General features: G+C 65.3%; 21 protein-coding genes, 1 tRNA gene and 1 pseudogene. 18 read left to right on the top strand and 5 right to left on the bottom strand.

The window, feature by feature from the left end; genetic code table 11:
• Both hisF and hisI read left to right on the top strand, forming a co-directional pair.
• Positions 1-774, top strand: a complete 774-nt coding sequence (hisF, locus tag K940_RS0110685) for an imidazole glycerol phosphate synthase subunit HisF (protein ID WP_028477534.1) — start codon at positions 1-3, stop codon at positions 772-774.
• Between the two features lie 135 nt (positions 775-909).
• Complete coding sequence (gene hisI, locus K940_RS0110680) at positions 910-1,257, top strand: phosphoribosyl-AMP cyclohydrolase (RefSeq protein WP_028477533.1); 348 nt, start codon at positions 910-912, stop codon at positions 1,255-1,257.
• A gap of 63 nt (positions 1,258-1,320) precedes the next feature.
• Here the strand turns inward: hisI and K940_RS27805 are convergent, their stop codons facing one another.
• From K940_RS27805 to K940_RS0110665, 3 genes are all read right to left on the bottom strand, one after another.
• Positions 1,321-1,827 (bottom strand): MarR family winged helix-turn-helix transcriptional regulator, encoded by a 507-nt coding sequence (locus K940_RS27805; protein ID WP_051407073.1) that lies wholly within the window; start codon positions 1,825-1,827, stop codon positions 1,321-1,323.
• 154 nt (positions 1,828-1,981) lie between these two features.
• Complete coding sequence (locus tag K940_RS27800; RefSeq protein WP_036528203.1) at positions 1,982-2,539, bottom strand: hypothetical protein; 558 nt, start codon at positions 2,537-2,539, stop codon at positions 1,982-1,984.
• Positions 2,540-2,599: 60 nt separating this feature from the next.
• Entirely contained in the window at positions 2,600-3,055 is a 456-nt protein-coding gene (locus tag K940_RS0110665) for a peroxiredoxin (protein WP_028477532.1), read from the bottom strand.
• A 125-nt stretch (positions 3,056-3,180) separates the two neighbouring features.
• Here K940_RS0110665 and K940_RS0110660 point away from each other — a divergent pair, with 125 nt between their 5' ends.
• The 8 genes from K940_RS0110660 (at position 3,181) to K940_RS0110625 (ending at position 12,407) form a co-directional block, all read left to right on the top strand.
• A complete protein-coding gene (locus tag K940_RS0110660) occupies positions 3,181-4,803 on the top strand; it encodes an anthranilate synthase component I (RefSeq protein WP_028477531.1) in 1,623 nt (540 codons plus the stop codon).
• On the top strand, positions 4,800-5,528 hold the full coding sequence (locus K940_RS27795; protein ID WP_081706277.1) for a TIGR02234 family membrane protein: 729 nt from the start codon (positions 4,800-4,802) through the stop codon (positions 5,526-5,528). Before K940_RS0110660 ends, K940_RS27795 begins: the two co-directional genes overlap by 4 nt.
• Positions 5,529-5,708: 180 nt before the next feature.
• Positions 5,709-6,527 carry an indole-3-glycerol phosphate synthase TrpC gene (trpC, locus tag K940_RS0110650; RefSeq protein WP_028477530.1) on the top strand — a complete coding sequence of 273 codons (819 nt, stop codon included), beginning with the start codon at positions 5,709-5,711 and terminating at the stop codon, positions 6,525-6,527.
• A 5-nt stretch (positions 6,528-6,532) separates the two neighbouring features.
• Positions 6,533-7,861: a tryptophan synthase subunit beta gene (gene trpB, locus K940_RS27790; protein WP_051407072.1), complete on the top strand. Its 1,329-nt coding sequence runs from the start codon at positions 6,533-6,535 to the stop codon at positions 7,859-7,861.
• On the top strand, positions 7,858-8,658 hold the full coding sequence (gene trpA, locus K940_RS0110640; protein ID WP_028477529.1) for a tryptophan synthase subunit alpha: 801 nt from the start codon (positions 7,858-7,860) through the stop codon (positions 8,656-8,658). Before trpB ends, trpA begins: the two co-directional genes overlap by 4 nt.
• A 122-nt stretch (positions 8,659-8,780) precedes the next feature.
• Complete coding sequence (lgt, locus tag K940_RS27785) at positions 8,781-9,980, top strand: prolipoprotein diacylglyceryl transferase (protein ID WP_051407071.1); 1,200 nt, start codon at positions 8,781-8,783, stop codon at positions 9,978-9,980.
• Between the two features lie 100 nt (positions 9,981-10,080).
• Positions 10,081-11,502, top strand: a complete 1,422-nt coding sequence (pyk, locus tag K940_RS0110630) for a pyruvate kinase (protein WP_028477528.1) — start codon at positions 10,081-10,083, stop codon at positions 11,500-11,502.
• Positions 11,499-12,407: an acyl-CoA thioesterase II gene (locus tag K940_RS0110625; protein WP_051407070.1), complete on the top strand. Its 909-nt coding sequence runs from the start codon at positions 11,499-11,501 to the stop codon at positions 12,405-12,407. The genes pyk and K940_RS0110625 overlap by 4 nt, the downstream gene beginning before the upstream one ends.
• Positions 12,408-12,417: 10 nt before the next feature.
• Here K940_RS0110625 and K940_RS0110620 read toward each other — a convergent pair whose 3' ends face one another.
• Both K940_RS0110620 and K940_RS0110615 read right to left on the bottom strand, forming a co-directional pair.
• Positions 12,418-12,843, bottom strand: a complete 426-nt coding sequence (locus tag K940_RS0110620; RefSeq protein WP_028477526.1) for a hypothetical protein — start codon at positions 12,841-12,843, stop codon at positions 12,418-12,420.
• A gap of 373 nt (positions 12,844-13,216) precedes the next feature.
• A tRNA-Leu gene (locus K940_RS0110615) sits at positions 13,217-13,303 on the bottom strand.
• A 220-nt stretch (positions 13,304-13,523) separates the two neighbouring features.
• On the opposite strand from K940_RS0110615, the gene K940_RS0110610 reads away from it, so the two are divergent.
• The 8 genes and pseudogenes from K940_RS0110610 (at position 13,524) to K940_RS0110580 (ending at position 23,210) form a co-directional block, all read left to right on the top strand.
• On the top strand, positions 13,524-14,141 hold the full coding sequence (locus tag K940_RS0110610) for an ANTAR domain-containing response regulator (RefSeq protein WP_028477525.1): 618 nt from the start codon (positions 13,524-13,526) through the stop codon (positions 14,139-14,141).
• Between the two features lie 179 nt (positions 14,142-14,320).
• Positions 14,321-15,538 (top strand): branched-chain amino acid ABC transporter substrate-binding protein, encoded by a 1,218-nt coding sequence (locus K940_RS0110605; RefSeq protein WP_231390320.1) that lies wholly within the window; start codon positions 14,321-14,323, stop codon positions 15,536-15,538.
• Between the two features lie 83 nt (positions 15,539-15,621).
• Positions 15,622-16,659: a branched-chain amino acid ABC transporter permease gene (locus K940_RS0110600; protein WP_028477523.1), complete on the top strand. Its 1,038-nt coding sequence runs from the start codon at positions 15,622-15,624 to the stop codon at positions 16,657-16,659.
• Positions 16,656-18,074: a branched-chain amino acid ABC transporter permease gene (locus K940_RS0110595; RefSeq protein WP_028477522.1), complete on the top strand. Its 1,419-nt coding sequence runs from the start codon at positions 16,656-16,658 to the stop codon at positions 18,072-18,074. Before K940_RS0110600 ends, K940_RS0110595 begins: the two co-directional genes overlap by 4 nt.
• Positions 18,071-18,910: pseudogene (locus K940_RS33545) on the top strand (ABC transporter ATP-binding protein); the annotation flags it as partial. The gene K940_RS0110595 and the pseudogene K940_RS33545, both read left to right, overlap by 4 nt.
• Before the next feature lie 42 nt (positions 18,911-18,952).
• The gene (locus K940_RS33540) at positions 18,953-19,750 is read left to right on the top strand and encodes an ABC transporter ATP-binding protein (RefSeq protein ID WP_369797497.1); all 798 of its coding nucleotides are present in this window, start codon (positions 18,953-18,955) and stop codon (positions 19,748-19,750) included.
• Positions 19,751-19,958: 208 nt separating this feature from the next.
• Positions 19,959-21,431 carry an IPT/TIG domain-containing protein gene (locus tag K940_RS27775; protein WP_081706275.1) on the top strand — a complete coding sequence of 491 codons (1,473 nt, stop codon included), beginning with the start codon at positions 19,959-19,961 and terminating at the stop codon, positions 21,429-21,431.
• A 102-nt stretch (positions 21,432-21,533) separates the two neighbouring features.
• On the top strand, positions 21,534-23,210 hold the full coding sequence (locus K940_RS0110580; protein WP_231390319.1) for a DUF885 family protein: 1,677 nt from the start codon (positions 21,534-21,536) through the stop codon (positions 23,208-23,210).
• Positions 23,211-23,214 lie beyond the last annotated feature (4 nt).

Genomic DNA, 23,214 nt, shown 5'->3' with positions numbered 1-23,214 from the left:
ATGACGTTGGCAGTACGTGTGATTCCGTGCCTGGATGTCGACGCCGGCCGGGTCGTCAAAGGAGTCAACTTCGAAAACCTACGGGATGCCGGTGACCCGGTCGAGTTGGCCGCGCTCTACGATGAGCAGGGCGCCGATGAATTGACCTTCCTCGACGTGACCGCCTCTACCGGTGACCGCGGCACCATGATCGACGTGGTGACCCGTACCGCCGAGCAGATCTTCATTCCGCTCACCGTCGGCGGCGGGGTGCGCACCGTAGAGGATGTGGACCGGTTGCTGAGGGCGGGCGCCGACAAGGTCTCGGTGAACACCGCCGCCATCGCACGGCCCGAGGTATTGCGGGAAATGTCGCAGCGTTTCGGGTCACAATGCATCGTGCTGTCGGTGGATGCACGCACGACGCCGGCGGGCCGGCCGGGTACTGCATCCGGCTGGGAGGTGACCACGCACGGGGGTCGGCGCGGAACGGGCATCGATGCCATCGAATGGGCTGTTCGCGGAGCCGAACTCGGCGTCGGCGAGATCCTGCTCAGTTCCATGGACACCGACGGAACGAAGGCGGGTTTCGATCTGCCGATGATTCGTTCGGTGCGTGCCGCGGTCACGGTACCTGTGATCGCCAGTGGGGGCGCAGGTGCGGTGGAACACTTCGCTCCGGCTGTGCACGCCGGCGCGGACGCGGTGTTGGCGGCCAGCGTGTTCCACTTCGCAGAGCTGACCATCGGCGAGGTGAAGAACTCGATGCGGGCGGAGAAGATCATCGTCCGGTAGCCCGCGGCCGAGGTGCCGGAGTGTGCGTCGTCGAACCCGTGCCACGTGGCCGGGAAGTGATTTCGTGCCCATGGCAGTGTCCCGTCCCGGGGTCCGGGCGCTCGAGTCCGAATTCGAGCCTGTTATAACAGTGCAATGAGCCTCGATCCCGCCATCGCCGCCCGCCTCAAGCGCAACGACGCCGGGCTGGTGTCGGCGGTCGCGCAGGAACGCTCCACCGGCGCGGTGCTGATGGTTGCGTGGATGGACGACGAAGCGCTGGCGCGGACACTGGAAACCCGTACGGCGACATACTATTCACGTTCACGCCAGCAGTATTGGGTGAAGGGAGAGACCTCCGGCCACACCCAGCACGTGCACGAAGTGCGCCTCGATTGTGACGGCGACACGATCCTGCTCGTCGTCGATCAGCAGGGTGCGGCCTGCCACACCGGTGCGCATGCGTGTTTCGACGCCGATGTCCTCTTGGCCGCGCAACCCTGAACGATGTGCCAGTTCGAGTTCTAGCTTCTGGAATGGGCCGATCTGCTGTGGATCAGCGGATCCCTAGTCGTCGGGGTCGACCTCCGGTGTCGTGGTGGGGCGCGCGTCGGTGGAGTCGAGAGCGCGTGACAGGTGGGTGGCAAGCAGTTCGCCCAGGTCGGCGAGCTGGTTCGTGTGCCCGGTATCCAATCCGTCGAAGACCAAGTGCCGGACGGCAGCCAGATATCCTGGCGCGGTCTCGACCACTTTGAGGTACCCGTCGTCGGTGAGCACGGCGTGGACGCCACGTCGACCAGCGGTCGCCGATCGCTGTGCCCAGCCCATCCGCTCCAGCTTGGACACCACATGCGACAGCCGTGACAGTGAGGCATTGGCCTTGTGTGCGAGGTCGCTCATCTGTAGCCGGTGACCTGGCTCCTCCGACAGCAGGGTCAGTACCCAGTACTCGAAATGGGTCACACCGGACTCGCGTTGCAACTCGGTGTCCAAGGCGCCGGGAAGGCGCGTCAGCAACGCTACGATCGCGCGCCACGCTCGTTGTTCGACGGGGTCGAGCCACTTCGTCACCATGCGCCTTCTTCCAAGCCAAGTGACGTGGTTTGTTCGCGGTCATGGTTGTACGGTCGGTCCGCGGGTACCCGCTTCAATTAGTTTGCCACGATTTCACGCGATCGTCATAGAGGTGACGTATCACCTGTCTTCCCGGTGCCGATCCCGATTCCGTTCAGGCGTTTCCGGAGGATGTGGCGTCGTCGGCTGCCGCGGCGTGTGGGTGCGTGGAACGCCACTTCCGCAGCAGCACGAGGCCGATGACTCCCAAGAACAGCACCGCGGCGAGGATCGCTCCGACCAGGCAGGCGCCACGGAATGCCGGTGCATCGACATCGAGCGTTCGTTCGCCGGCGTGTGCGGCGCCACTGGTGCCGAGCACGATGGTCAACGTCATCACATTGGGGATCGCGAACAGGACCGACACCACGACAGCGGCACCGGACAGGAATCTGCCGGCTCTGCGGCGCCAGACCAATACCGCGAACAGCGCGAGGAACAAGGTCGTAGCGGTGCACACTCCGCCGAAGAACAAGCCCCAGCCGATGCCCTTGGCGAAACTCCCGTCGACCATCGCCCCGACTCGCTGGGCCCACCAGCGCGGGATGAACGCCGACAGGGCGAAGTAGCACCCGACCAGGATGGCGAGGACTGCAGCGCCGGCGATCAGTCGAGTGCGCCAGACCGCTGCCGTGGACTTGCCCGCGCCTGCCCCAGCCTCGGTCGACGTCATGAATCCAGCCTAGGCGGCTGCGGCGCGAACCCGATGCGTGCGCGCGGCGCGTCGTCCGGTCTACTTCGCGCGCAGATGTTGCAGCGCGGAGTCTGCGTGTACCGCGGCGCGCAGTTCGCCGGCGATGACCGTGCGGATGGTGCGGTCGGTGTCGATGATGAACGTTCGACGCTTCACCGGCGCCAGGGCTCCCAGCAGTCCGCGCTTCACCCCGAAGCGTGCGGCTACCTGGCCGTCGGCGTCGGAGAGCAAGGGGTACCCGAGGCGCTGTTTTTCGGCGAACCCGGCTTGAGTGTGCACGTCGTCGGTGCTGATGCCGGCGCACGTGGCGCCGACCGCGGCGAATTCGGCGGCCAGGTCACGGAAATGGCAGGCCTCTGCCGTGCAGATCGGTGTGTTGGCCGCGGGGTAGAAGAACAGGACCAGGGGGCCGTCCGCGAGGAGGGTGTCGAGTGAGCGGAGGTCGCCGGATTGGTCCGGGAGCTCGAAGCGCGGCGCGAGCTGTCCTGGCTGCATGTCGGAGAACATACCGGATACTGTCGTCGATGTCGTAGCCGTCGGCGCCTGCGCCGAGTACGACCGGGGCGAGCGTCGACGGCACCGACCACCGACGGGTCGTACCCGCCTGGAATGATGGGTCCATGCCAGCTTCGCCCCCTCCCACCACCACGACCCGCGAACAGTTCCACCAGCTCGCCGCGGAGCATCGGGTGGTTCCGGTGACCCGGAAAGTGTTGGCGGACTCCGAAACTCCGCTGTCGGCCTACCGCAAGCTGGCCGACGACCGCGCCGGCACGTTCTTGTTCGAGTCCGCGGAGAACGGACGGTCGTGGTCGCGGTGGTCGTTCATCGGGGCAGGTAGTCCTTCGGCGCTGACGGTCGTCGACGGCGAAGCGGCGTGGCTGGGGCACGTCCCGGCGCATGCACCCTCCGGCGGTGATCCTTTGCTCGCGTTGGGTGAAACCCTGCGACTTCTGCGTACCGAGCGGTTGCCCGGGTTGCCACCGTTGACCGGAGGAATGGTGGGCTATCTCGGCTACGACGCGGTGCGCGGTATGGAGCGACTGCCGAACGTGGCGCTGGACGATCTCCAGGTGCCGGAGATGGTGTTGCTGCTGGCCACCGACCTGGCTGCGTTCGACCATCACGAAGGTGCGATCACGCTGATCGCGAACGCGGTCAATTGGAACGGCACCGCCGAACGAGCCGACGAAGCCTACGACGATGCGGTAGCCAGACTCGATCGGATGACCGCCGCGCTCGCCGCGCCCGCCGATTCCACGGTGTCGGTGTTCGACCGTCCCGAGCCACGCTATCGCCGCCGGCGTACGTCCGAGGAGTTCGGCGCCGGTGTCCGGCGGCTGGTCAAGGAGATCGAGGCGGGTGAAGCGTTCCAGGTCGTGTTGTCACAGCGATTCGAGATGGACTACGACGGCACACCGCTGGACCTGTATCGGATGTTGCGCGCATCGAATCCGAGCCCCTACATGTATCTGCTGCACATTCCGGACAGCGACGGCGGTACCGCGTTTTCCATTGTCGGTTCCAGCCCGGAAGCGCTGGTGACCGTCAAAGAGGGTGTGGCGACGACGCATCCCATTGCGGGCACTCGGTGGCGGGGCGCCACCGACGAAGAAGACCTCCTGCTGGAGAAGGGCCTGCTCGCCGACGAGAAGGAGAATGCCGAACATCTCATGCTCGTCGATCTCGGACGCAACGATCTCGGCCGGGTCTGCGAGCCGGGAACCGTACGGGTCACCGACTACCGACACATCGAGCGGTACAGCCATGTCATGCACCTGGTGTCGACCGTGTCCGGCCGGCTGGCGCCGGGGCGGATGGCGTTGGACGCGGTGCGCGCCTGTTTCCCGGCGGGCACCCTGTCCGGGGCGCCCAAAGTGCGCGCGATGGAGTTGATCGAAGAGCTCGAGCCGACCCGCCGCGGTATCTACGGAGGGGTTATCGGCTACCTGGACTTCGCCGGCGACGCCGATACCGCGATCGTCATTCGCACGGCACTGCTCAAGGACGCTACGGCCTACGTACAAGCGGGGGCGGGCGTCGTCGCCGACTCCGAGCCGGAGTACGAGGACGTGGAATCGCGCAACAAAGCGATGGCGGTGCTCAAAGCGATCGCGGCGGCCGAGACCGTTCGCGCGTATCACGCCCAGGCCGGCGTGGACCAGGCCGGCGCGGCCGCCGACACCGCTCGGTCGGCCGAGGACACCGCCCCACCGGGCGCCGATACCGGTGGACCACGATGACGCCCGGTCGTGGCCGCACTCCGGCGGGTGCAATTGCTCTGCTCGCGGTCGCCGCCGCCGTGCTGTGGGCGTCGTCCCGAATGACATGGGTGACGATCACTTCTTCCGATGGTCTCACCCACCCACGCACCGATCACCTCGACGGCGGAACGTGGTTCGGTGCGCTGACACCGTTGGCTCTGGTGCTACTGGCCTCGACGGCCGCGGTATTGGCGACCAGAGGGTGGTTGCGTCGGGTGGTCGGTGTGCTGATCGCTGTGCTCGCCGCGGTCGCGGCCGTGCCGGGGTTCGCGCTGCTGACCGACTCCGGGGCGATTGCCGAACGGGCAGCGACACTTGCCGAACTTCCGGCCCGCGCCGAGGTGGCGCAGGTCGATACCTCGGCGTTCTCAGCTGCGCTCACGATCCTCGGCGCAAGTGCCGCACTGGGGGCGGCAGTGCTGATTGCCCGCATGCCCGGGGACACCGCACGGCTTTCGGGCAAATACGACAATCCGGCCGTGCGGCGTGCCACAGCTGCGGCGCGGATCACACAGCAGCACGGTCGAGCCACGCACCGAGACGCGTCATCGTCGCCGTCGGAGCGTGTACTGTGGGACGCCTTGGACGCGGGCGCCGATCCGACCGATGACGCCGATGGTGCTCGATTGCCGGAGGCGTCCGGTGGTGCTCACTTGCCGCCCGATGACTCCGACCACGGTTCGGCGGGCTGGCGTGGGCGCTGAATCGTCCCTGTCCGGTTGTGGCGGGTCCCACCTTGCATCGCGTCCTTCTCGATGTTCCAACTCGAGCCCCGGCGGCAACGCGTCCGGTAGGTCCATTTATGCTTGGTCAGCATCGGTGAGACAGCACCTGGGGGGATTCTCAGGTAGCAAGTCCGTCTCCCCAGAAAGGATTCGAGCCAGATGACGGTACTCGACTCGATTCTCGACGGGGTCCGCGAGGATGTAGCCGCTCGGGAAGCCCTGGTCGACTTCGCAGCGGTCAAGGTGGCCGCCGCTGCCGCGCCGGCTCCGCTAAACGCGCGCGCCGCGCTGCTCGAAGACGGCATCGGCGTCATCGCCGAGGTCAAGCGGGCCAGCCCGTCCAAGGGCGAATTGGCGAACATACCCGACCCCGCGAGTCTGGCCAAGGCCTACGAGGACGGTGGCGCGCGCGTCATCAGCGTGCTCACCGAGGCGCGTAGATTCAATGGTTCGCTCGACGACTTGGACGCCGTCCGGGCCACGGTGAACATTCCGATCCTGCGCAAGGATTTCGTTGTCGGGCCCTACCAGATCCATGAGGCCCGCGCGCACGGCGCAGACGTGATCCTGCTGATCGTGGCCGCGCTGGAGCAGGATGTCCTGGCCTCGCTGATCGACCGCACCGAATCGTTGGGTATGACCGCGTTGGTCGAAGTCCATACCGAAGAGGAGGCAGATCGCGCGCTCGAGGCCGGTGCATCCGTGATCGGGGTGAACGCCCGCAACCTCAAGACACTGCGGGTCGACCGAGACGTATTCGCTCGCATTGCCCCCGGCCTGCCCACCGACGTCATTCGAATCGCCGAGTCCGGTATCCGCGGCACCGCAGACCTGCTGGCCTATGCCGGCGCCGGTGCCGACGCCGTTCTGGTGGGCGAGGGACTCGTCACCAGCGGTGACCCGCGTGCGGCGGTGTCGGAATTGGTGACCGCAGGCACGCACCCGTCGTGCCCGAAGCCAGCACGGAGAGGACGGTGAGCGCAATGGGGCCGACACCTCGAGCCAGTGAGGGCGTTTCCCAACGCAGTGCCTACGATCCGGATTCAGGTGGACATTTCGGCGTCTATGGTGGCAGGCATTTGCCCGAGGCGCTGATGGCTGTGATCGAGGAGGTCACTGCCGAGTACGAGAAGGCCCGGTCCGATACGTCCTTCCACGACGAACTCGACCGGCTGCAACGCGAATATGCCGGCCGCCCGTCGCCGGTGTTCGAATGCACCCGGCTGGCCGAGCATGCCGGCGGCGCCCGCATTCTGCTCAAGCGCGAGGACCTGAACCACACCGGATCGCACAAGATCAACAATGTGCTCGGCCAAGCCCTGCTGGCCAAGCGGATGGGCAAGACGAGGGTGATCGCGGAGACCGGGGCCGGCCAGCATGGCGTGGCCACCGCGACCGCATGCGCGTTGCTCGGCCTGGACTGTCACATCTATATGGGCGCGGTCGATACCGCACGCCAAGCATTGAACGTGGCGCGCATGCGGCTGCTGGGCGCGCAAGTGATTTCGGTGTCCACCGGTTCGCGGACCCTCAAGGACGCCATCAACGAAGCGATGCGCGACTGGGTGACCAATGCCTACGACACCTACTATTGCTTCGGCACAGCTGCCGGGCCGCACCCGTACCCATTGTTGGTGCGCGACTTCCAGCGGATCATCGGTATGGAGGCCCGCGAACAGGTCCTGGCCGCCACGGGTCGGCTCCCCGACGCGGTTGTCGCCTGTGTCGGCGGAGGCTCCAACGCGATCGGTATCTTCCACAGTTTCCTCGACGACACCGACGTGCGTTTGATCGGGTACGAGGCGGGCGGTGACGGTATCGAAACCGGACGACACGCGGCGACGTTCACCGGGGGTACCCCGGGTGCGTTCCAGGGTGCCTATTCGTATCTTTTGCAGGACGAGGACGGCCAGACCATCGAGTCGCACTCGATCTCGGCGGGGTTGGACTACCCGGGCGTCGGTCCCGAGCATGCGTATCTCAAAGACATCGGTCGGGCGGAATACCAGCCGGTCACCGATGCCGAGGCAATGGACGCGCTCTTGCTGCTCAGCCGTAGCGAGGGCATCATTCCGGCGATCGAGTCGGCGCACGCGGTGGCCGGTGCGCTGCGGTTGGGCAAGGACCTCGGTCCCGGCGCAATCATCCTGGTGAACATGTCCGGTCGCGGCGACAAGGACATGGAAACGGCAGCGCGGTGGTTCGGGCTGCTCGACACCGACGTCGAGTCGACACCGAAACCGAGCGAGGAGGGCCTACGGGTGAGCGCGATGCCCGCCACGGCTGCAGCGTCGAGCGGAGCCACGTCGTGAGCCAGCAGTCCAATCTGGCGAGCACCTTCGCCACCTGCCGCGCCGACGGGCGCGCGGCGCTGATCGGCTATTTGCCCGCCGGCTTCCCGGACCTCCCCGGTTCGATCGCGGCGGTGCGCGCCATGGTCGAATCCGGGTGCGACATCATCGAAGTCGGCGTCGCCTATTCCGATCCGGTGATGGACGGGCCGACCATCCAGGCCGCCTCCGAGCACGCGCTGCGTGGCGGGGTACGCGTGCGTGATGTGTTCTCCCTCGTCGAGGCGGTCACAGACGCGGGCGGCCAGGCCGTCGTGATGACCTACTGGAATCCGGTGCTCCGGTACGGCGTCGATCGTTTTGCGCGCGACCTGGCCGGTGCGGGCGGCTGCGGCATCATCACCCCGAACCTGATCCCCGAAGAGGCCGACGACTGGTTCGTCGCGTCGTCCACGCACAACCTGGACCGGATCTTCCTGGTTGCGCCGTCATCGACCGAGGAACGCCTGGTGAAGACGGTCGAGGCCACCCGAGGGTTCGTCTATGCGTCCTCGACCATGGGTGTCACCGGCGCCCGCAACACGGTGTCCGCGGCAGCGTCCATTCTGTGTGAGCGGATCCGGGCACACTCCGATATCCCCATCGGCGTCGGGCTCGGTGTGTACACCGGGGAGCAAGCCGCCGAGATCGCCTCGTACGCAGACGGTGTCGTCGTCGGCTCGGCGCTCGTGACCGCCGCGAGTCGGGGACTGGAGGCGGTCCACGCGCTCACCGCGGAACTCGCCCGTGGCGTGCGGTCGGCGACCGTCTCCGGCTGAGCGGATCATTGCTGCCCGACCTTTAGCCGGACACGGGGTTCCAGGCCCGGCCCGGATCCGTTCACGAGCCGATCGGCCTTGCCTGTGGCAAGGTTGGCGAGGGACTCCGCTACGGTGGCCAGGTGACCTTTCGAGCCCTGGCAGACAGTGTCCTCGTCGATGGCGGGGTGGCGCTGGCCTACCTCCCCAGTCCGCCTCAGGGTGTGTGGCAGGTCGGCCCGTTCCCGGTGCGAGCCTACGCGCTGTGTATCGTCCTCGGAATCGTCGTCGCGATCTGGTGGGGCGAGCGGCGGTGGCGAGAACGCGGCGGGCACCCGGGCGCGATCTTGGATGTCGCGATGTTCGCGGTGCCGTTCGGCTTGATCGGTGGCCGGCTCTATCACGTGGCCACCGACTGGCAGAAGTACTTCGGTGATGGTGGGAACCCGGTCGACGCGCTGAAGGTCTACCAAGGCGGACTCGGTATCTGGGGTGCGGTGCTGTTGGGTGGCGTCGGCGCGTGGATCGGGTGCCGGGTCTATCGGATTCCGTTGCCCGCCTTGGGTGACGCGGTGGCTGCGCCGATCCTGCTCGCCCAGGCCATCGGACGACTCGGCAACTATTTCAACCAGGAGCTGTACGGACGCGAGACCGACCTGCCCTGGGGGCTGCAGATCTTTCGACGAGTCGGCGACGACGGTCGACTCGACATGATGAACGGCACCTCCACCGGCGTGGTCGACAAGATCGTGCACCCCACTTTCCTCTACGAGATGCTGTGGAGTCTGTTCGTCGTCATCGCGTTGGTGTATGTCGACAAGCGGTGGCGCATCGGCCATGGGCGATTGTTCGCGCTCTATGTAGCCGGCTATTGTTTCGGGCGGTTCTTCGTCGAGTTGATGCGCGCGGACGAGGCGACACGCATTGCGGGCATTCGAATCAATTCGTTCACTTCGGCGGTGGTGTTCGCGGTGGCGATCGCGTACGCGGTTTTCGCCACCAAGGGTCGCGAGTCGCCAGCGCAGCTTCAGCCGGGTGCGAGTCCCCGTCCCTGGCCATGGCAGATCGGCGCGCTGCGCACCGCCTCGGCGACGGCCGCGGTGAACTCGGCCGGTCTCGACGGACCGGAGGGTGCCCGAGCCAAAGATTCCGAAATTGCAGTAGCCGAGTCGCGCTCGTCCGACGCCGAACGCGCCGCAGCGGGGCCGAACCGGCACCCAGAGGGAGGGCCGGCAGAATCCCGCGGCAGTGAATCCGGGGACGCTGGGGAGGCCGAGCATATGGATCAGGAGGTCGACGCCGGCGCGATCTCGCCGGAGCAGCCGGAGTCATCGAGGCATTGAGCAGGCCGAAGCGGATGCAGGTTTTCGTTCGCGTTTCGTCACCAAGGTTTCACCGTGGCCGCGCCGGGACCGACCCATCCGACGGGTCTAGGCTCTACCCGTGATGCGACGGACGAAGATTGTGTGCACCCTGGGCCCGGCCACTGCCACCGAGGATCGAATCCGCGAACTCGTCGAGAGTGGCATGGACGTGGCTCGACTCAACTTCAGCCACGGCGAGCACGCCGATCATGCCGAGAACTACAAGAAGGTGCGTCAGGCCTCCGACCACCTCGGCCGAGCTGTCGGCGTGTTGGCGGACTTGCAGGGACCGAAGATCCGGCTCGGACGATTCCTGGACGGCAAAACGGTGTGGGCAACCGGCGAACAGGTTCGCATCACCATCGATGACATCGACGGAACCCACGACCGAGTATCCACCACGTACAAGCAGCTCGTCGGTGACGCCAAGCCCGGCGACCGATTGCTGGTCGATGATGGCAAGGTCGGGCTGGTCGTCGTCGGTGTCGACGGTAGCGACGTGGTCTGCAGGGTGACCGAAGGTGGCCCGGTCTCCAACAACAAGGGTGTCTCGTTGCCGGGCATGGATGTGTCGGTGCCCGCGTTGTCGGACAAGGACATCGAGGACCTGGAATTCGCGTTGAAACTGGGGGTCGACTTCATCGCGTTGTCGTTCGTGCGATCACCGTCCGACGTCGAGCTGGTGCACGACGTGATGGATCGGGTCGGCCGCCGCGTGCCGGTGATCGCCAAACTCGAGAAGCCCGAAGCGATCGACAACCTCGAGGCCGTTGTGCTGGCCTTCGATGCGGTGATGGTGGCGCGCGGCGATCTGGGAGTCGAGCTGCCGCTGGAGCAGGTGCCGCTCGTACAGAAGCGGGCCATTCAGGTGGCCCGCGAGAACGCCAAACCGGTCATCGTCGCCACGCAGATGCTGGAATCGATGATCGACAATTCTCGTCCTACTCGTGCCGAGGCTTCCGACGTGGCGAACGCAGTGCTCGACGGCGCCGATGCAGTCATGCTGTCCGGGGAGACCTCGGTCGGCAAGTATCCCATCGAGACGGTGCGCACTATGGCGCGAATCGTGCACGCAGTAGAGATCGAGTCGACTCGTGTACCTCCACTGACCCACGTCCCGCGGACCAAGCGCGGCGTGATCTCCTATGCCGCTCGAGACATCGGCGAACGGCTCAATGCCAGGGCATTGGTGGCGTTCACTCAGTCGGGCGACACCGTGCGCCGTTTGGCCCGGCTCCATACGCCCCTGCCTCTGCTGGCGTTCACGCCATTGCCGGAAGTGCGCAGCCGTCTGGCGCTGACCTGGGGCACAGAGACCTTCATCGTGCCGACCGTGGAGAGCACCGATGCGATGATCCACCAGGTCGACGTCGCGTTGTTGTCGATGGGACGATATCGCAAGGGCGACCTCGTGGTCATCGTGGCCGGATCGCCACCCGGTACGGTCGGTTCGACCAACCTGATCCACGTGCACCGTATCGGCGAGGAGGACCATTTGTGACAGCAGCTTCCAGTCGCGCTCTCGGCGTCGACCAGCCGCCTGCTCAGCGGTCCGACCTGGATGTCCTGGTGGGCCTGCTCGATCTGGAGCAGACCGATCGGGACGTGTTCGTCGGCCGGCATCCGGACAAGGTATGGAGCCGGACCTTCGGCGGCCAGCTCGTCTCACAAGCGATCGTGGCGGCCGGCCGGACGGTCGGGGGCCGTTCGGTGCATGCGGTGAACGCGCATTTCGTCCGGGGCGGTGATGTGAAACAGCCGATCGAGTATCGGGTGGACCGACATCGCGACGGCCGTGCGTTCGCCAATCGAACCGTGACCGCCAGCCAGAACGGTCGGGCGCTGTTCGTGATGCTCGCGGCCTTCCAGGACTGGGGTACTGGACTGGAACATGCGCACGAGCAGCCGGAGGTTCCGGATCCGGAGACGCTGCCGCGGGTGGAGGAGAGCTTCGAAGGCTTGGAAGACAAGCTGCAGATGTTCATCAACGCGCCGCATCCGATCGATATGCGCTACATCAACGACCCAGCATGGATTCTCAAAGGCACCGGTGAGCGACTCAACCACAATCGGGTGTGGATGCGCGCCGACGGAGCTCTACCCGATGACCCGATGCTGCACGTTGCCCTGCTCGGTTATTCGTCCGACACCACGGTGATGGATTCGATCATCACCACCCACGGGCTGTCGTGGGGCCTGGACCGGATCGTCGCGGCGACGGTCAACCATTCGATCTGGTTCCACCGCCGCTTCCGTTTCGACGAATGGGTGCTGTACGCCACCGAATCGCCGGTGGCCGCCGGTTCTCGTGGCTTGGCGACCGGGCGCTTCTACTCTCGTTGTGGCGAGCTGTTGGCGACCACTGTCCAGGAGGGACTCATCCGTCACTTCCCCGCACGAAGGTAGGCGGACGGGCTCACAGCAATTCGCGGGTGCGGTCGATGTCGAGATCGACGTCGGTGCAGGGCGAGGATCGAATCGAGAGCGGGATCGACTCTCCCGGTTTGCTGCGCCCGAGCATGGAGATATTCTGCAGCAGTTCGCGTTCCAATATCGCCATATCACGGTCGGCCAGCTGGTCGGGCGAGCCGACCAGGCCGAGCACGATCTCGTAGGTTTGCCGGTTGTGCGCCGTATCGTCGAGGTGACTCGCACGGTGGTGATTTTCGAGCGCGAGGTGGGTTGGATTGTCGGTGTCGACCGGTACCGTGAACCGCCAGGCGAATACATCGTGATCGATGAGGTGATCGTCGACCACCGCGCGCACGGTGGCCACGACCTGCTCGAGGGTTTCCGGTGTCACATGAACATGGAGCGAAACATCCGAAGTTCGCTTCGGCATGTCTGAGTCCTGTCGTGTCGAACCAGCAACGGCGCAGAGTGTTGTCCGCGGGAGTCCACACCGTCTGGACCCCATGGGGCACATCCGGCAACGGCAGACGAATAGGTGTATTCGGCCGCGCCCGGGCAGGCTACCGCATGTGGGTGGGGACGAGGAAGTGTGACACCGGCGCCGCGGGTGTCTACGGCGAGTCTTGCGGTCACTGGTCAGGTGCACTGGAAGGGGGATGGTAGCCGCTGCCGGCTGCCCGCTGCCGCCGGCTCAGGGGGTATCGGCTCAGGTGGCACCCACCCTATCGCGCGGCCAAGCATGGCAAGGCAGGATGGGTATCGGGATACGGGAATGGCGGCTCGGGAAAGGAGGCCGATCATGATGGTGCCGAGTGTGGGACTCGAACCCACACGTCCTTTCGGACAACGGTTTTTGAGACCGTCGCGTCTGCCAGTTCCGCCAACTCGGCGCACCGGGAGGCAACTATAGCGGGTATGTCCGGGAGAAGCGAATGCGTTGGCCGTAGCGCTGTGGGCGCGCCGTTTGCGCAGGGTATATGCGTTCTGTCTCGAACTGAAAGGTACTCTTTACATCACTCGGCAGCCGAGGATCGGCCGACGGTCGCGCGGTTCGATCGCGGCGCTTCGGTGTGCCGAGGGACAGGGCATCGAAACCAGAGGGGTCTATCTATGAGCACAGCAGCTGGGGGCGCCGGCACCACGCGGGAGGCCGGAGCGAAGCGGGTCGTCGTCGCCGAGGACGAAGCGCTCATTCGCATGGATCTGGTCGAGATGTTGACCGAAGAGGGCTATCGGGTGGTAGGCGAGGCGGGCGATGGTCAGCAGGCGGTGGACCTCGCAGTCGAGCACCGGCCGGATCTGGTCATCATGGACGTCAAGATGCCGCGCCGAGACGGTATCGACGCGGCCGCGGAGATCGCATCCAAACGGGTTGCCCCCGTGGTTATTCTGACGGCCTTCAGTCAGCGTGATCTCGTGGAGCGGGCGCGTGACGCCGGCGCGATGGCCTATCTGGTGAAGCCGTTCACGAAGTCGGACCTGGTGCCGGCAATCGAATTGGCGGCCAGTCGCTTCCACGAGATCGCCGCGCTCGAGAGCGAGGTGGCAAACCTCGCCGAGCGGCTGGAGACCCGCAAGTTGGTGGAGCGGGCCAAAGGGGTTCTGATGCAGACTCAGGGATTGTCGGAGCCGCAGGCGTTCAAGTGGATTCAGCGCACAGCAATGGATCGGCGAACCACAATGAAGGCGGTCGCGGAGGTCGTGTTGGAGAATCTGACTCCCAAGTGACGGCGGTTGGGTTCCCGCATGAGTGTGCGCCCTCGAGGCTGCGGATTCACGAATATGTGTAACCTGCGTCACTCGAATGCTATGCGCGGATGGCGAATTACCGCTATGTTCTGTCCAAGTTGATGAGGTCAGCCTTCCCGGAGAGACCCTCAGGGGAGCACAGAACGTAGAGGTGAATCGTGCTTGGTTCTACGTGGCACAGTCGTTCCACACGCGGTGTCGTGGTCGCCTGCGCTTCTGCAGCGCTGGTATTGGCCGGTTGCAGCGGCAAGGACACCGGCGATGCCGTGGACTTGTCCATCCAGCCGGTGATGCAGGTCGATCAGGACGGCAAGGAGATACCGTTCGCCGAAGGCACCCTGGCGGCAAGTCCTGCTGGTGACGGTGGAGCGAACTGCCCGCCTGGTACCACGATCGCGATGGCGGGCGCGCTCACCGGTAAGAATTCCGCTCTGGGCATCAATATCGTCAACGGTGCCAAGCTCGCGATCGAGCAACACAACGAGGCCAACTCCGGTTGTCAGATCGTGTTGAGGACATGGGACACCGAGGGCGACGAGCAGAAGGCCACGCAGGTGATCCCGCAGATCGTCGGCGACGAGTCGGTCGTCGGCATGGTCGGGCCCTTTTTCTCCGGGGAGACCGAGGCGACCGGCAAGATCCTCAGCGACGCGGGCCTGGTGACGATGACCCCGTCTGCGACCAAGGTGGAACTGACCCAGAAAGGATGGACCAGTTTCTTCCGCGGTTTGCCGCATGACAAGGTGCAAGGCGGAGCCGTCGCAAACTACATGATCAACACCGCTGGCTATGAGAAGGTCTGTGTCGTCAAGCTGGACGACGCGTACGGCGAAGGGCTGGCCCAGGCGATCAACGAGGGACTCGGCGGCGTAGCCGATCCGGGGTGTGCGGCATCGGTCAAGAACGACGACAACAAGGACTACTCTGCAGTGGTTACCAAGGTGACCAGTGCGAAGCCGGACGCTGTCTTCTTCGCCGGTTTCTATGCGCAGAGCGCGCCGCTGATCGAGCAGCTGAAATCCGGTGGTTTCGAGGGCGACTTCGTGTCGGGGGACGGGTCCAACGACCCAGAATTCGTCAAGCAGGCCGGCACTTCGGCCGAAGGGGCGACGCTGTCGTGTCCGTGTGGGCCCGCGCCGGCGGAGTTCGCGAGCGCCTACCAAGAGCTCACCGGACAAGCACCGGGCATCTATTCGGTCGAGGCCTACGACCTCGCCACGATTCTGGCCAAGGGTATCGGCGCCGGGAAACTCACACGCCCGGACCTGCTCGACTTCGTCCGCGCGTATGACGGCGCCGGCCTCGGGCGGAACTACAGCTGGGATGCCAGCGGTGAGCTGTCGGACGCCCTGATCTGGGTGTACGAGGTCGAGTAGACCTACTTCGGACGCGGCACGTGCTGGGGTGACTACCCGGTGCGTGCCGCTGTGCGATGGACACACTGATGAGGGACTTATTCATGAATAGAACGGCGGTGGCCGAGGGGGTGCCATTCGCCAGTGGTTCGATCGACTTCGACTATGTGGGGTTGGTCGACAATTTCTGGCGTCTGACCGTCGACGGCGTGACCTATGGCGCGATCTACGCGCTGGTCGCGGTGGGCTATACCTTGGTGTATGGCGTCTTGCGGCTGATCAATTTCGCTCATTCGGAAATCTTCATGCTCGGCATGTTCGGGCAACTGATCGGGTTGATGCTCTTCGGGTTCGTTGCCAGCCCGACCATCTACGACCAAGGTGTCCTGTTCACCATCATCTACCTGGGTTTGGCGATGATCGTGGGCATGGCGGTCTCGGGCGGCGCTGCTGTCGGATTGGAACGGGCGGCGTATCGCCCGTTGCGCAAGCAAGGCGCATCCCGCCTGAGTTTTTTGATCACCGCTATCGGGATTTCGTTCATACTCCAGGAACTCGTGCACTTCGTACTGCCGAAGATCCGGCCAGATCTCGGTGGCACCAATGCGCAGCAGCCGATTCGGCTCGTCGAACCGACCGTGCAGTTCACTGTCGGCGGAGCGAGCGTGACCAACATTGCGCTGCTCATCGTCTCGGCGATGATGGTGCTGGCGATTCTCACCGAGCTCGTGATCAATCGGACCAAGTTCGGCCGCGGAATTCGGGCCGTGGCTCAAGATCCCGATACGGCCACGCTGATGGGCGTATCGCGAGAGCGGGTCATCATGCTGACGTTTCTCATCGGCGGCGTCCTTGCCGGTGCGGCGGCGATGTTGTACACGCTCAAGTACCCGAACGGGATCATCTACTCCGGTGGATTCATTCTCGGCATCAAGGCATTCAGCGCCGCGGTGCTCGGCGGCATCGGCAACTTGCGCGGCGCGCTGCTCGGGGGCCTTTTGCTCGGAGTAGCAGAGCAATACGGTCAAATGCTGTTCGGTACCGAGTGGCGCGATGTGGTCGCGTTCGTCGTGTTGGTTCTGGTCTTGATGTTCCGTCCGACCGGCATCCTCGGCGAGAGTCTCGGAAGGGCGCGCGTATGACCGAAACGACCACGCTGCCACCCGCGTCCGACGTCCCGCGACATGGCCTCGGCGACAGCATCCGACACTGGTGGGATGGTCTGAGCAGACCCGCACAATGGGGCTTCGGGGTTCCGATCGTCTTCCTGCTCGCGCTGCTACCGCTGTATCCGCCACCGTTGCTGGATACCCCGTCCTACAACTTCGGCCTGGTGATGGCGCAGGTCGCGATGTATGCCCTGGTGGCAATCGGCCTCAATGTGGTGGTGGGGCAAGCAGGCTTGCTCGACCTCGGCTATGTCGGCTTCTACGCTGTGGGCGCGTACACGGTGGGCTTGCTCACCAGCCCCAGCAGTCCATGGAATCAGGTCGACGATGGTTGGCTGGATCTCCGATGGGCATGGCTGGCCTGCCTGCCGATCGCGGTCGCGGTGACCGCTGTCTCCGGTTTGATTCTCGGCTCGCCGACACTGCGCCTGCGTGGCGACTACCTCGCCATCGTCACCCTCGGCTTCGGTGAGATCGTCCGGTTGCTGGCCGACAATCTCACCGACGTCACCAACGGCAGCCTCGGTCTCACCGAGGTGGCCTACCCACGGGTCGGCGAGTCGGAGAGCAGGCCGGACGGTGTGTTCTCCGGCGGCAACATCGGCGACGCCGACAGCGCGAACATTCTGGACCGTGCCAGCTACGGCACCTATTGGTACTGGTTCGGTCTGGCGCTGGTGATCATCGTGTTGCTGATGGTCGGCAACATGGAGCGCAGTCGAGTCGGTCGCGCCTGGGTGGCCATCCGTGAGGACGAGGACGCGGCAGAGATCATGGGTGTTCCGACGTTCAAGTTCAAGCTGTGGGCATTCGTGATGGGCGCTGCGGTGGGCGGAGTGTCCGGAGCGATGTACGCCGGGCAGGTGCAGTTCATCAATCCGTCCGGTTTCAACATCGTCAACTCGGTTCTGTTCTTGTGCGCGGTGGTGATCGGGGGCCAGGGCAACAAGTTGGGGGTTGTCGTCGGGGCGTTCCTCATCGCCTACCTACCTGCTCGGTTGCAGTCGGTGAACCTGGTGAGTGACGAGTCGACCGGCTACGTCTGGCTGGCGATCTGCGTTGCGGTGTTCCTGGCGCTGCTCGTCGCCTGGCGGCTGTGGGCCGACCGGTGGGGCGCTTGGCCGCGCCGCGGGGTGGTCACGGGACTGGTGGTCACGGCGGTGCTGGCATTGCTCTTGCTCGGCAGCGTGTTGCTGTTCCGCATGGGCGGCGCGCAATCGTTGGGAGACCTCAAGTACCTGTATTTCGGTATCGCGTTGGTGGTGGTAATGATTCTTCGTCCGCAAGGGCTGTTCCCAGCGCGACAGAAGTTGCTCGCCTATGGCAGGCACGTGTATCTGGCCGTGCGCAAACCAGATACCCAGGAGTCGATCGGAGCGGGGCGGTGAACGCGACCAGCGCGCCCCTGTTGCGCACCGAGGGGCTCACGGTGAAGTTCGGCGGCCTGACCGCATTGGACGACGTCAGTTTCGAAATCCGCCGCGGTGAGATCCTGGGGCTGATCGGACCCAACGGAGCAGGAAAGACCACCTGCTTCAATGCGATCACCGGCGTCTACCAGCCTGCGTCCGGTCTGGTGTCCTTCGACGGCAAGCCGCTGGTGAAAACCAAGCGCAATGCCATCACTCGGCTCGGTATCGCACGCACGTTCCAGAATGTGCGCCTGTTCGGCGAGATGACCGCGTTGGAGAACGTGGTGGTCGGCACCGATGCACGCCACAAGACCTCGGTGCCGGGTGCGGTGTTTCGGACGCCGCGGCACCGGCGGGAGGAACGCGACGCCATCGATCGCGGCATGGCGATGTTGACGTTCGTCGGCATTGCGCCGCGTGCGGCGGAGAAAGCACGCAATCTGCCCTATGGCGACCAACGTCGCTTGGAGATCGCCCGCGCATTGGCCACCGATCCGAAGCTGTTGTGTCTGGACGAGCCTGCGGCCGGCTTCAACCCCAGCGAGAAGTCCGCGCTCATGGATCTGATCCGGAAGATCCGCGACGATGGCTTCACGGTGCTGTTGATCGAGCACGACATGCGGATGGTCATGGGTGTCACCGACCGCATCGTGGTGCTGGAGTTCGGCCGCAAGATCGCGGATGGGCGCCCTGCGGACATCCGAGAAGACCCGGCGGTGATCGCGGCGTATCTGGGTGCACCGGACGCCGACGCAGACGAGGCGCCCGGTCACGGCGCCGGGGACGCTGGTGTCGACGACAGTGGCCGGGAGGACCGATCAACGGACGATTCTGCGCAGTCCACACCGGAGGCGATGTGGCGCGCCGAGCCTGCGGTGACCGAGCCGCTCACCCAGTCCCCACCCACCGCCGGGTCCGGTCCCGGCTCGGCGGCGGCGTTGCTCGAAATCGAGGACATGGTCGTCGATTACGGCAGAATCCGTGCCCTGCACGGGATTTCCCTCACGGTGGCCGAGGGCGAGCTGATCACGCTGCTCGGCGCCAATGGTGCTGGGAAGACGACAACCATGCGTGCAATGTCCGGGCTGTTGCCGTTGACTCGCGGTCGCATCGTTTTCGATGGTCGTGACATCACTCGGATGCAGGCGCACGAGCGGGTGGCTCACGGCCTGATCCAGGCGCCGGAAGGGCGGGGTGTGTTCCCCGGAATGACGGTGCAGGAGAACCTCGAAATGGGTTGCTATGGACGGAGTTTTCGCCGAAAAGCCGACTATCATCGCACATTGGAGTGGGTGTTCGAGCTCTTTCCGAGGCTGCATGAACGGGGCAAACAGGTCGGGGGCACCCTCTCCGGTGGAGAGCAACAGATGCTGGCGATTGCTCGGGCACTCATGGCGCGGCCTCGGCTGCTGTTGCTCGATGAACCGTCGATGGGATTGGCGCCCATGGTGATCCAGCAGATATTTCGGATCATCACCGAGATCAATCGGGAAGGCACCACGGTCCTGCTGGTCGAGCAGAATGCCCAGCAAGCATTGGCTCGCAGCGGTCGCGCCTACATCTTGGAGACCGGAAAGGTTACCAAGACCGGTCGCGGAAGCGAACTGCTCATCGATCCCGCGGTGAAGTCCGCCTACCTCGGTGTGGGCTGATGTCGCCGCTCGGTAACCGTGAACGGTGAAGCGCGGCTGCGCCACTGGGCTATCAGGGTCATGATGTGAAAACGGACGAAATCGGAGTAGAGAGGACCTTGTCCGGGCTTCGTTGTGCGCGCGTTAATGGAAACAGCCGGGCCACCAATGGAATCGGGCACCCCCCGGTGCGGAGAACCCATCGCCACAGCATCAAGGAGCCGACATCATGGCCGCGCCAACCATATCCTCGATCTCCCCGACCTCGGGACCCGCCACCGGGGGCACCGGTGTCGTCATCACCGGTACCGACTTCACCGGTGCCGCGACCGTCCGGTTCGGCACCATCGCAACTGTGTTCACGATCGATTCCGCCACTCGGATCACCGCGAGCGCGCCACCCGGGACGGTCGGTGTCGTATCGGTGACCGTCACCACGCCCGAGGGGACGAGCAATTCGGCCGACTACACCTATCTCGTGGTGCCGGTATTGAGCAGTGTTGCTCCCAACCAGGGGCCGACCATCGGGCGTACCGTGGTCACACTGACCGGATCGGGCCTGGCCGGGGTCACCGCAGTTTCGTTCGGCGCGACGCCCGCGGCCGGGTTCGCGATCGTCTCCGATACCGAGATCACTGCGACCTCTCCGGCCGGCACGGGAATCGTGACCATCACGGTCACCGCACCTGGCGGCACGAGCAACCCGGTGACCTTCGTCTATGTCATCCTCCCCAGTGTTACCGACATCTCGCCGATCTCGGGTCCCGTTGCGGGTGGCAACGCCGTCACCCTCACCGGCGCTGACTTCGTCGGTCCGCTCACCGTGCGGTTCGGTGCCATCGCAACAGTCTTCACCATCGACTCCACGACCGAGATCACCGCAATCGCTCCGCCCGGGTCCGGGATCGTCACCGTCACCGTCACCGGGACCGGGGGAACGGGCAAGGGCGTTTCCTACTCTTATGCCGGGACCCCGGTTCTGGCCAGCGTCGTGCCCAGCTCCGGTTCGCCGCTCGGCGGGCAGGCAGTGGTATTGACCGGGACGAACTTCGCCGGGGCGACAGCGGTGACATTCGGGGCGGTCGCGGCGATCTCGTTCACCGTGGATTCGACGACGCAGATCTCGGCGGTGACTCCGGCGGGCACGGGGACGGTCTCGGTGACCGTCACGGTGGGTGACGAGGTCAGCAATGGCGTGTCGTACGCCTACCTGTCGCCGAACATAGCCGCGATCGTGCCGGATTCCGGTCCGGCGGTCGGTGGGCAGGCCGCGCTGCTGACCGGGTCGAACTTCGCCGGAACGACGGCGGTGCGCTTCGGTGCGGTCGCGGCGGCCTCGTTCACCGTGGATTCGGCGACGCAGATCTCGGCGGTGACTCCGGCGGGCACGGGGACGGTCTCGGTGACCGTCACGGTGGGTGACGAGGTCAGCAATGGCGTGCCCTACACCTATGTGGCGCCGATCATTGCAACGGTGGTGCCCGACACCGGTCCCGAGATCGGCGGGCAGACAGTGGTATTGACGGGGTCGAACTTCATGGGTGCGGCGGCGGTGACGTTCGGGGTGGTTGCCGCGCTCTCGTTCACCGTGGACTCGGACACGCAGATCACTGCGGATAGTCCGGCGGGTACGGGGACGGTCTTGGTCACCGTGACGGTGGGCGACGACATCAGCAACGGCGTGTCCTACACCTACGTCTGACGCTACTGGATCGGGCTGCGGCCGGTTCGCAGCTCCGCGGCCCGATATCCTCCAGCCGTGTGCGCGGTGTCGATCCCGCGAGCTCGAGGCATGATCAGGATCATGGACGGTCACACCGAACTGTTGCGCCTGGCGGACGAATACTGGGACAGCGTGCTCGAGGGGGCGCCGAGTTCGGCGACCTTGTTGGGCGATCATCGATTCGACGACCGCATCGAAGACCTCTCCGCGGAGGCCGACGAGCGGTTGCTCGCCAGGTGGCGGGAACTGCTTCGTGGGGTGGACGCCCTTGCGGTCGAAGAGCTGACTCCGACCGACCGGATTACGCGCAGCCTGCTGGGCACCGAGTTGCGCGGCGCCATCGAACACCGCCAGTGGCGTCCAGCGGAGATGGCCTCCGACCATATGGACGGCGTGCACGCGGGAATGTTGATGATGGCGCCACAGATCACCGCGCCACAACCGGAGAACGCGCACGCGCTCGTGCAGCGCTACCGACAGTACGGCGACCTGCTCGGTAAGGCGGTGCAACGATTCCGCGCCGGTTTGTCCGCCGGCCGCACGCCCGCCCGTATCACGGTCCGCCGCTCGCTCAATCAGCTCGACAGCTACCTGAGCTCCGCCGCCGTCACCGATCCGTTCGCCACGATCGGTGGACCGCAGGGGTGGGATGGGGAGGCCGCGTGGCGGGCCGAACTGGCCGAGGTGACGCGCGAGGTCGTTCGACCGGCTTTCCGGGCCTACCGTGACGTACTGCACACCGAGCTGCTACCGGTCGGCCGTCCCGACGACGAGCCCGGGTTGTGCTGGCTCGGCGCCGACGGTGAGGACATCTACCAGCGACTGCTGCGCCGACACACCACATTGTCCGATCTCGGCGCCGATGAGATCCATCGACTCGGTTTGGACGAGCTCGCGAAACTGCGCGCGGAGTACGCCACGGTCGGGGCGCGCTTGTTCGGCACCGACGATCTCGGTGAGATATTCACCCGGCTGCGTGAAGATCCCGCGCTGTACTATGCGGACGCCGAGCAGATCATGAGCGATGCGCGGCGAGCCCTGTCGCTGGCTACCGCCGAGATGGGGAAGTGGTTCGGTCGGCTGCCACGAGAATCCTGCGACATCGCACCGGTGCCGGAATTCCTGGCTGCGGATGCGCCTGCCGCATATTACTTCCCGCCCGCAGCCGACGGGTCGCGACCGGGCACCTACTACGTCAACCTGCACGAACCCACTGGCCGCGGTCGCTACGAGACGGCGGCGGTGGCCTACCACGAAGCGATTCCCGGACATCATCTGCAGCTCACCATCGCCACAGAACTCGATCACCTGCCGCGTTTCCAGCGTCAGTCCTTCGCCAATACCGCATTCGTCGAGGGGTGGGCGCTCTACACAGAGCGGCTTGCCGACGAGATGGGTCTCTACGACGACGATCTCGGCCGTCTCGGCATGCTGGCCGGGGACTCGTGGCGATCTTGCCGTTTGGTCGTCGACACCGGTCTGCACGCCAAGGGGTGGAGCAGGCAGCGGGCGATCGACTTCATGGTGGCCAACGCTCCGGTTGGGCTGGCCGAGATCACAGTGGAAGTGGATCGTTACATTGCCATGCCGGGACAAGCGGTGGGTTACAAGGTGGGTCAGCTGGAGATCCAGCGTCAGCGTAGGTCGGCCAGCGAGCGGCTCGGCACGGACTTCGACATCACGGCGTTCCATGACGCGGTGCTCGGCTCGGGGTCGGTGAGCCTGCCCGTACTGCGCGAGGTGGTTGCCGCGCTCTGACGGG

It is taken from the genome of Nocardia sp. CNY236 (assembly GCF_000482385.1).
Taxonomy (GTDB): domain Bacteria; phylum Actinomycetota; class Actinomycetes; order Mycobacteriales; family Mycobacteriaceae; genus Nocardia.
This window is presented reverse-complemented; position numbering and strand designations above follow the sequence as displayed.

Coding starts and splice junctions, on each gene's coding strand:
- hisF (WP_028477534.1), top strand. CDS start 1: ATGACGTTGGCAGTACGTGTGATTCCGTGCCTGGATGTCGACGCCGGC.
- hisI (WP_028477533.1), top strand. CDS start 910: ATGAGCCTCGATCCCGCCATCGCCGCCCGCCTCAAGCGCAACGACGCC.
- K940_RS27805 (WP_051407073.1), bottom strand. CDS start 1,827: ATGGTGACGAAGTGGCTCGACCCCGTCGAACAACGAGCGTGGCGCGCG.
- K940_RS27800 (WP_036528203.1), bottom strand. CDS start 2,539: ATGACGTCGACCGAGGCTGGGGCAGGCGCGGGCAAGTCCACGGCAGCG.
- K940_RS0110665 (WP_028477532.1), bottom strand. CDS start 3,055: ATGCAGCCAGGACAGCTCGCGCCGCGCTTCGAGCTCCCGGACCAATCC.
- K940_RS0110660 (WP_028477531.1), top strand. CDS start 3,181: ATGCCAGCTTCGCCCCCTCCCACCACCACGACCCGCGAACAGTTCCAC.
- K940_RS27795 (WP_081706277.1), top strand. CDS start 4,800: ATGACGCCCGGTCGTGGCCGCACTCCGGCGGGTGCAATTGCTCTGCTC.
- trpC (WP_028477530.1), top strand. CDS start 5,709: ATGACGGTACTCGACTCGATTCTCGACGGGGTCCGCGAGGATGTAGCC.
- trpB (WP_051407072.1), top strand. CDS start 6,533: ATGGGGCCGACACCTCGAGCCAGTGAGGGCGTTTCCCAACGCAGTGCC.
- K940_RS0110620 (WP_028477526.1), bottom strand. CDS start 12,843: ATGCCGAAGCGAACTTCGGATGTTTCGCTCCATGTTCATGTGACACCG.
- K940_RS0110610 (WP_028477525.1), top strand. CDS start 13,524: ATGAGCACAGCAGCTGGGGGCGCCGGCACCACGCGGGAGGCCGGAGCG.
- K940_RS0110600 (WP_028477523.1), top strand. CDS start 15,622: ATGAATAGAACGGCGGTGGCCGAGGGGGTGCCATTCGCCAGTGGTTCG.
- K940_RS0110595 (WP_028477522.1), top strand. CDS start 16,656: ATGACCGAAACGACCACGCTGCCACCCGCGTCCGACGTCCCGCGACAT.
- K940_RS33540 (WP_369797497.1), top strand. CDS start 18,953: ATGTGGCGCGCCGAGCCTGCGGTGACCGAGCCGCTCACCCAGTCCCCA.
- K940_RS27775 (WP_081706275.1), top strand. CDS start 19,959: ATGGCCGCGCCAACCATATCCTCGATCTCCCCGACCTCGGGACCCGCC.
- K940_RS0110580 (WP_231390319.1), top strand. CDS start 21,534: ATGGACGGTCACACCGAACTGTTGCGCCTGGCGGACGAATACTGGGAC.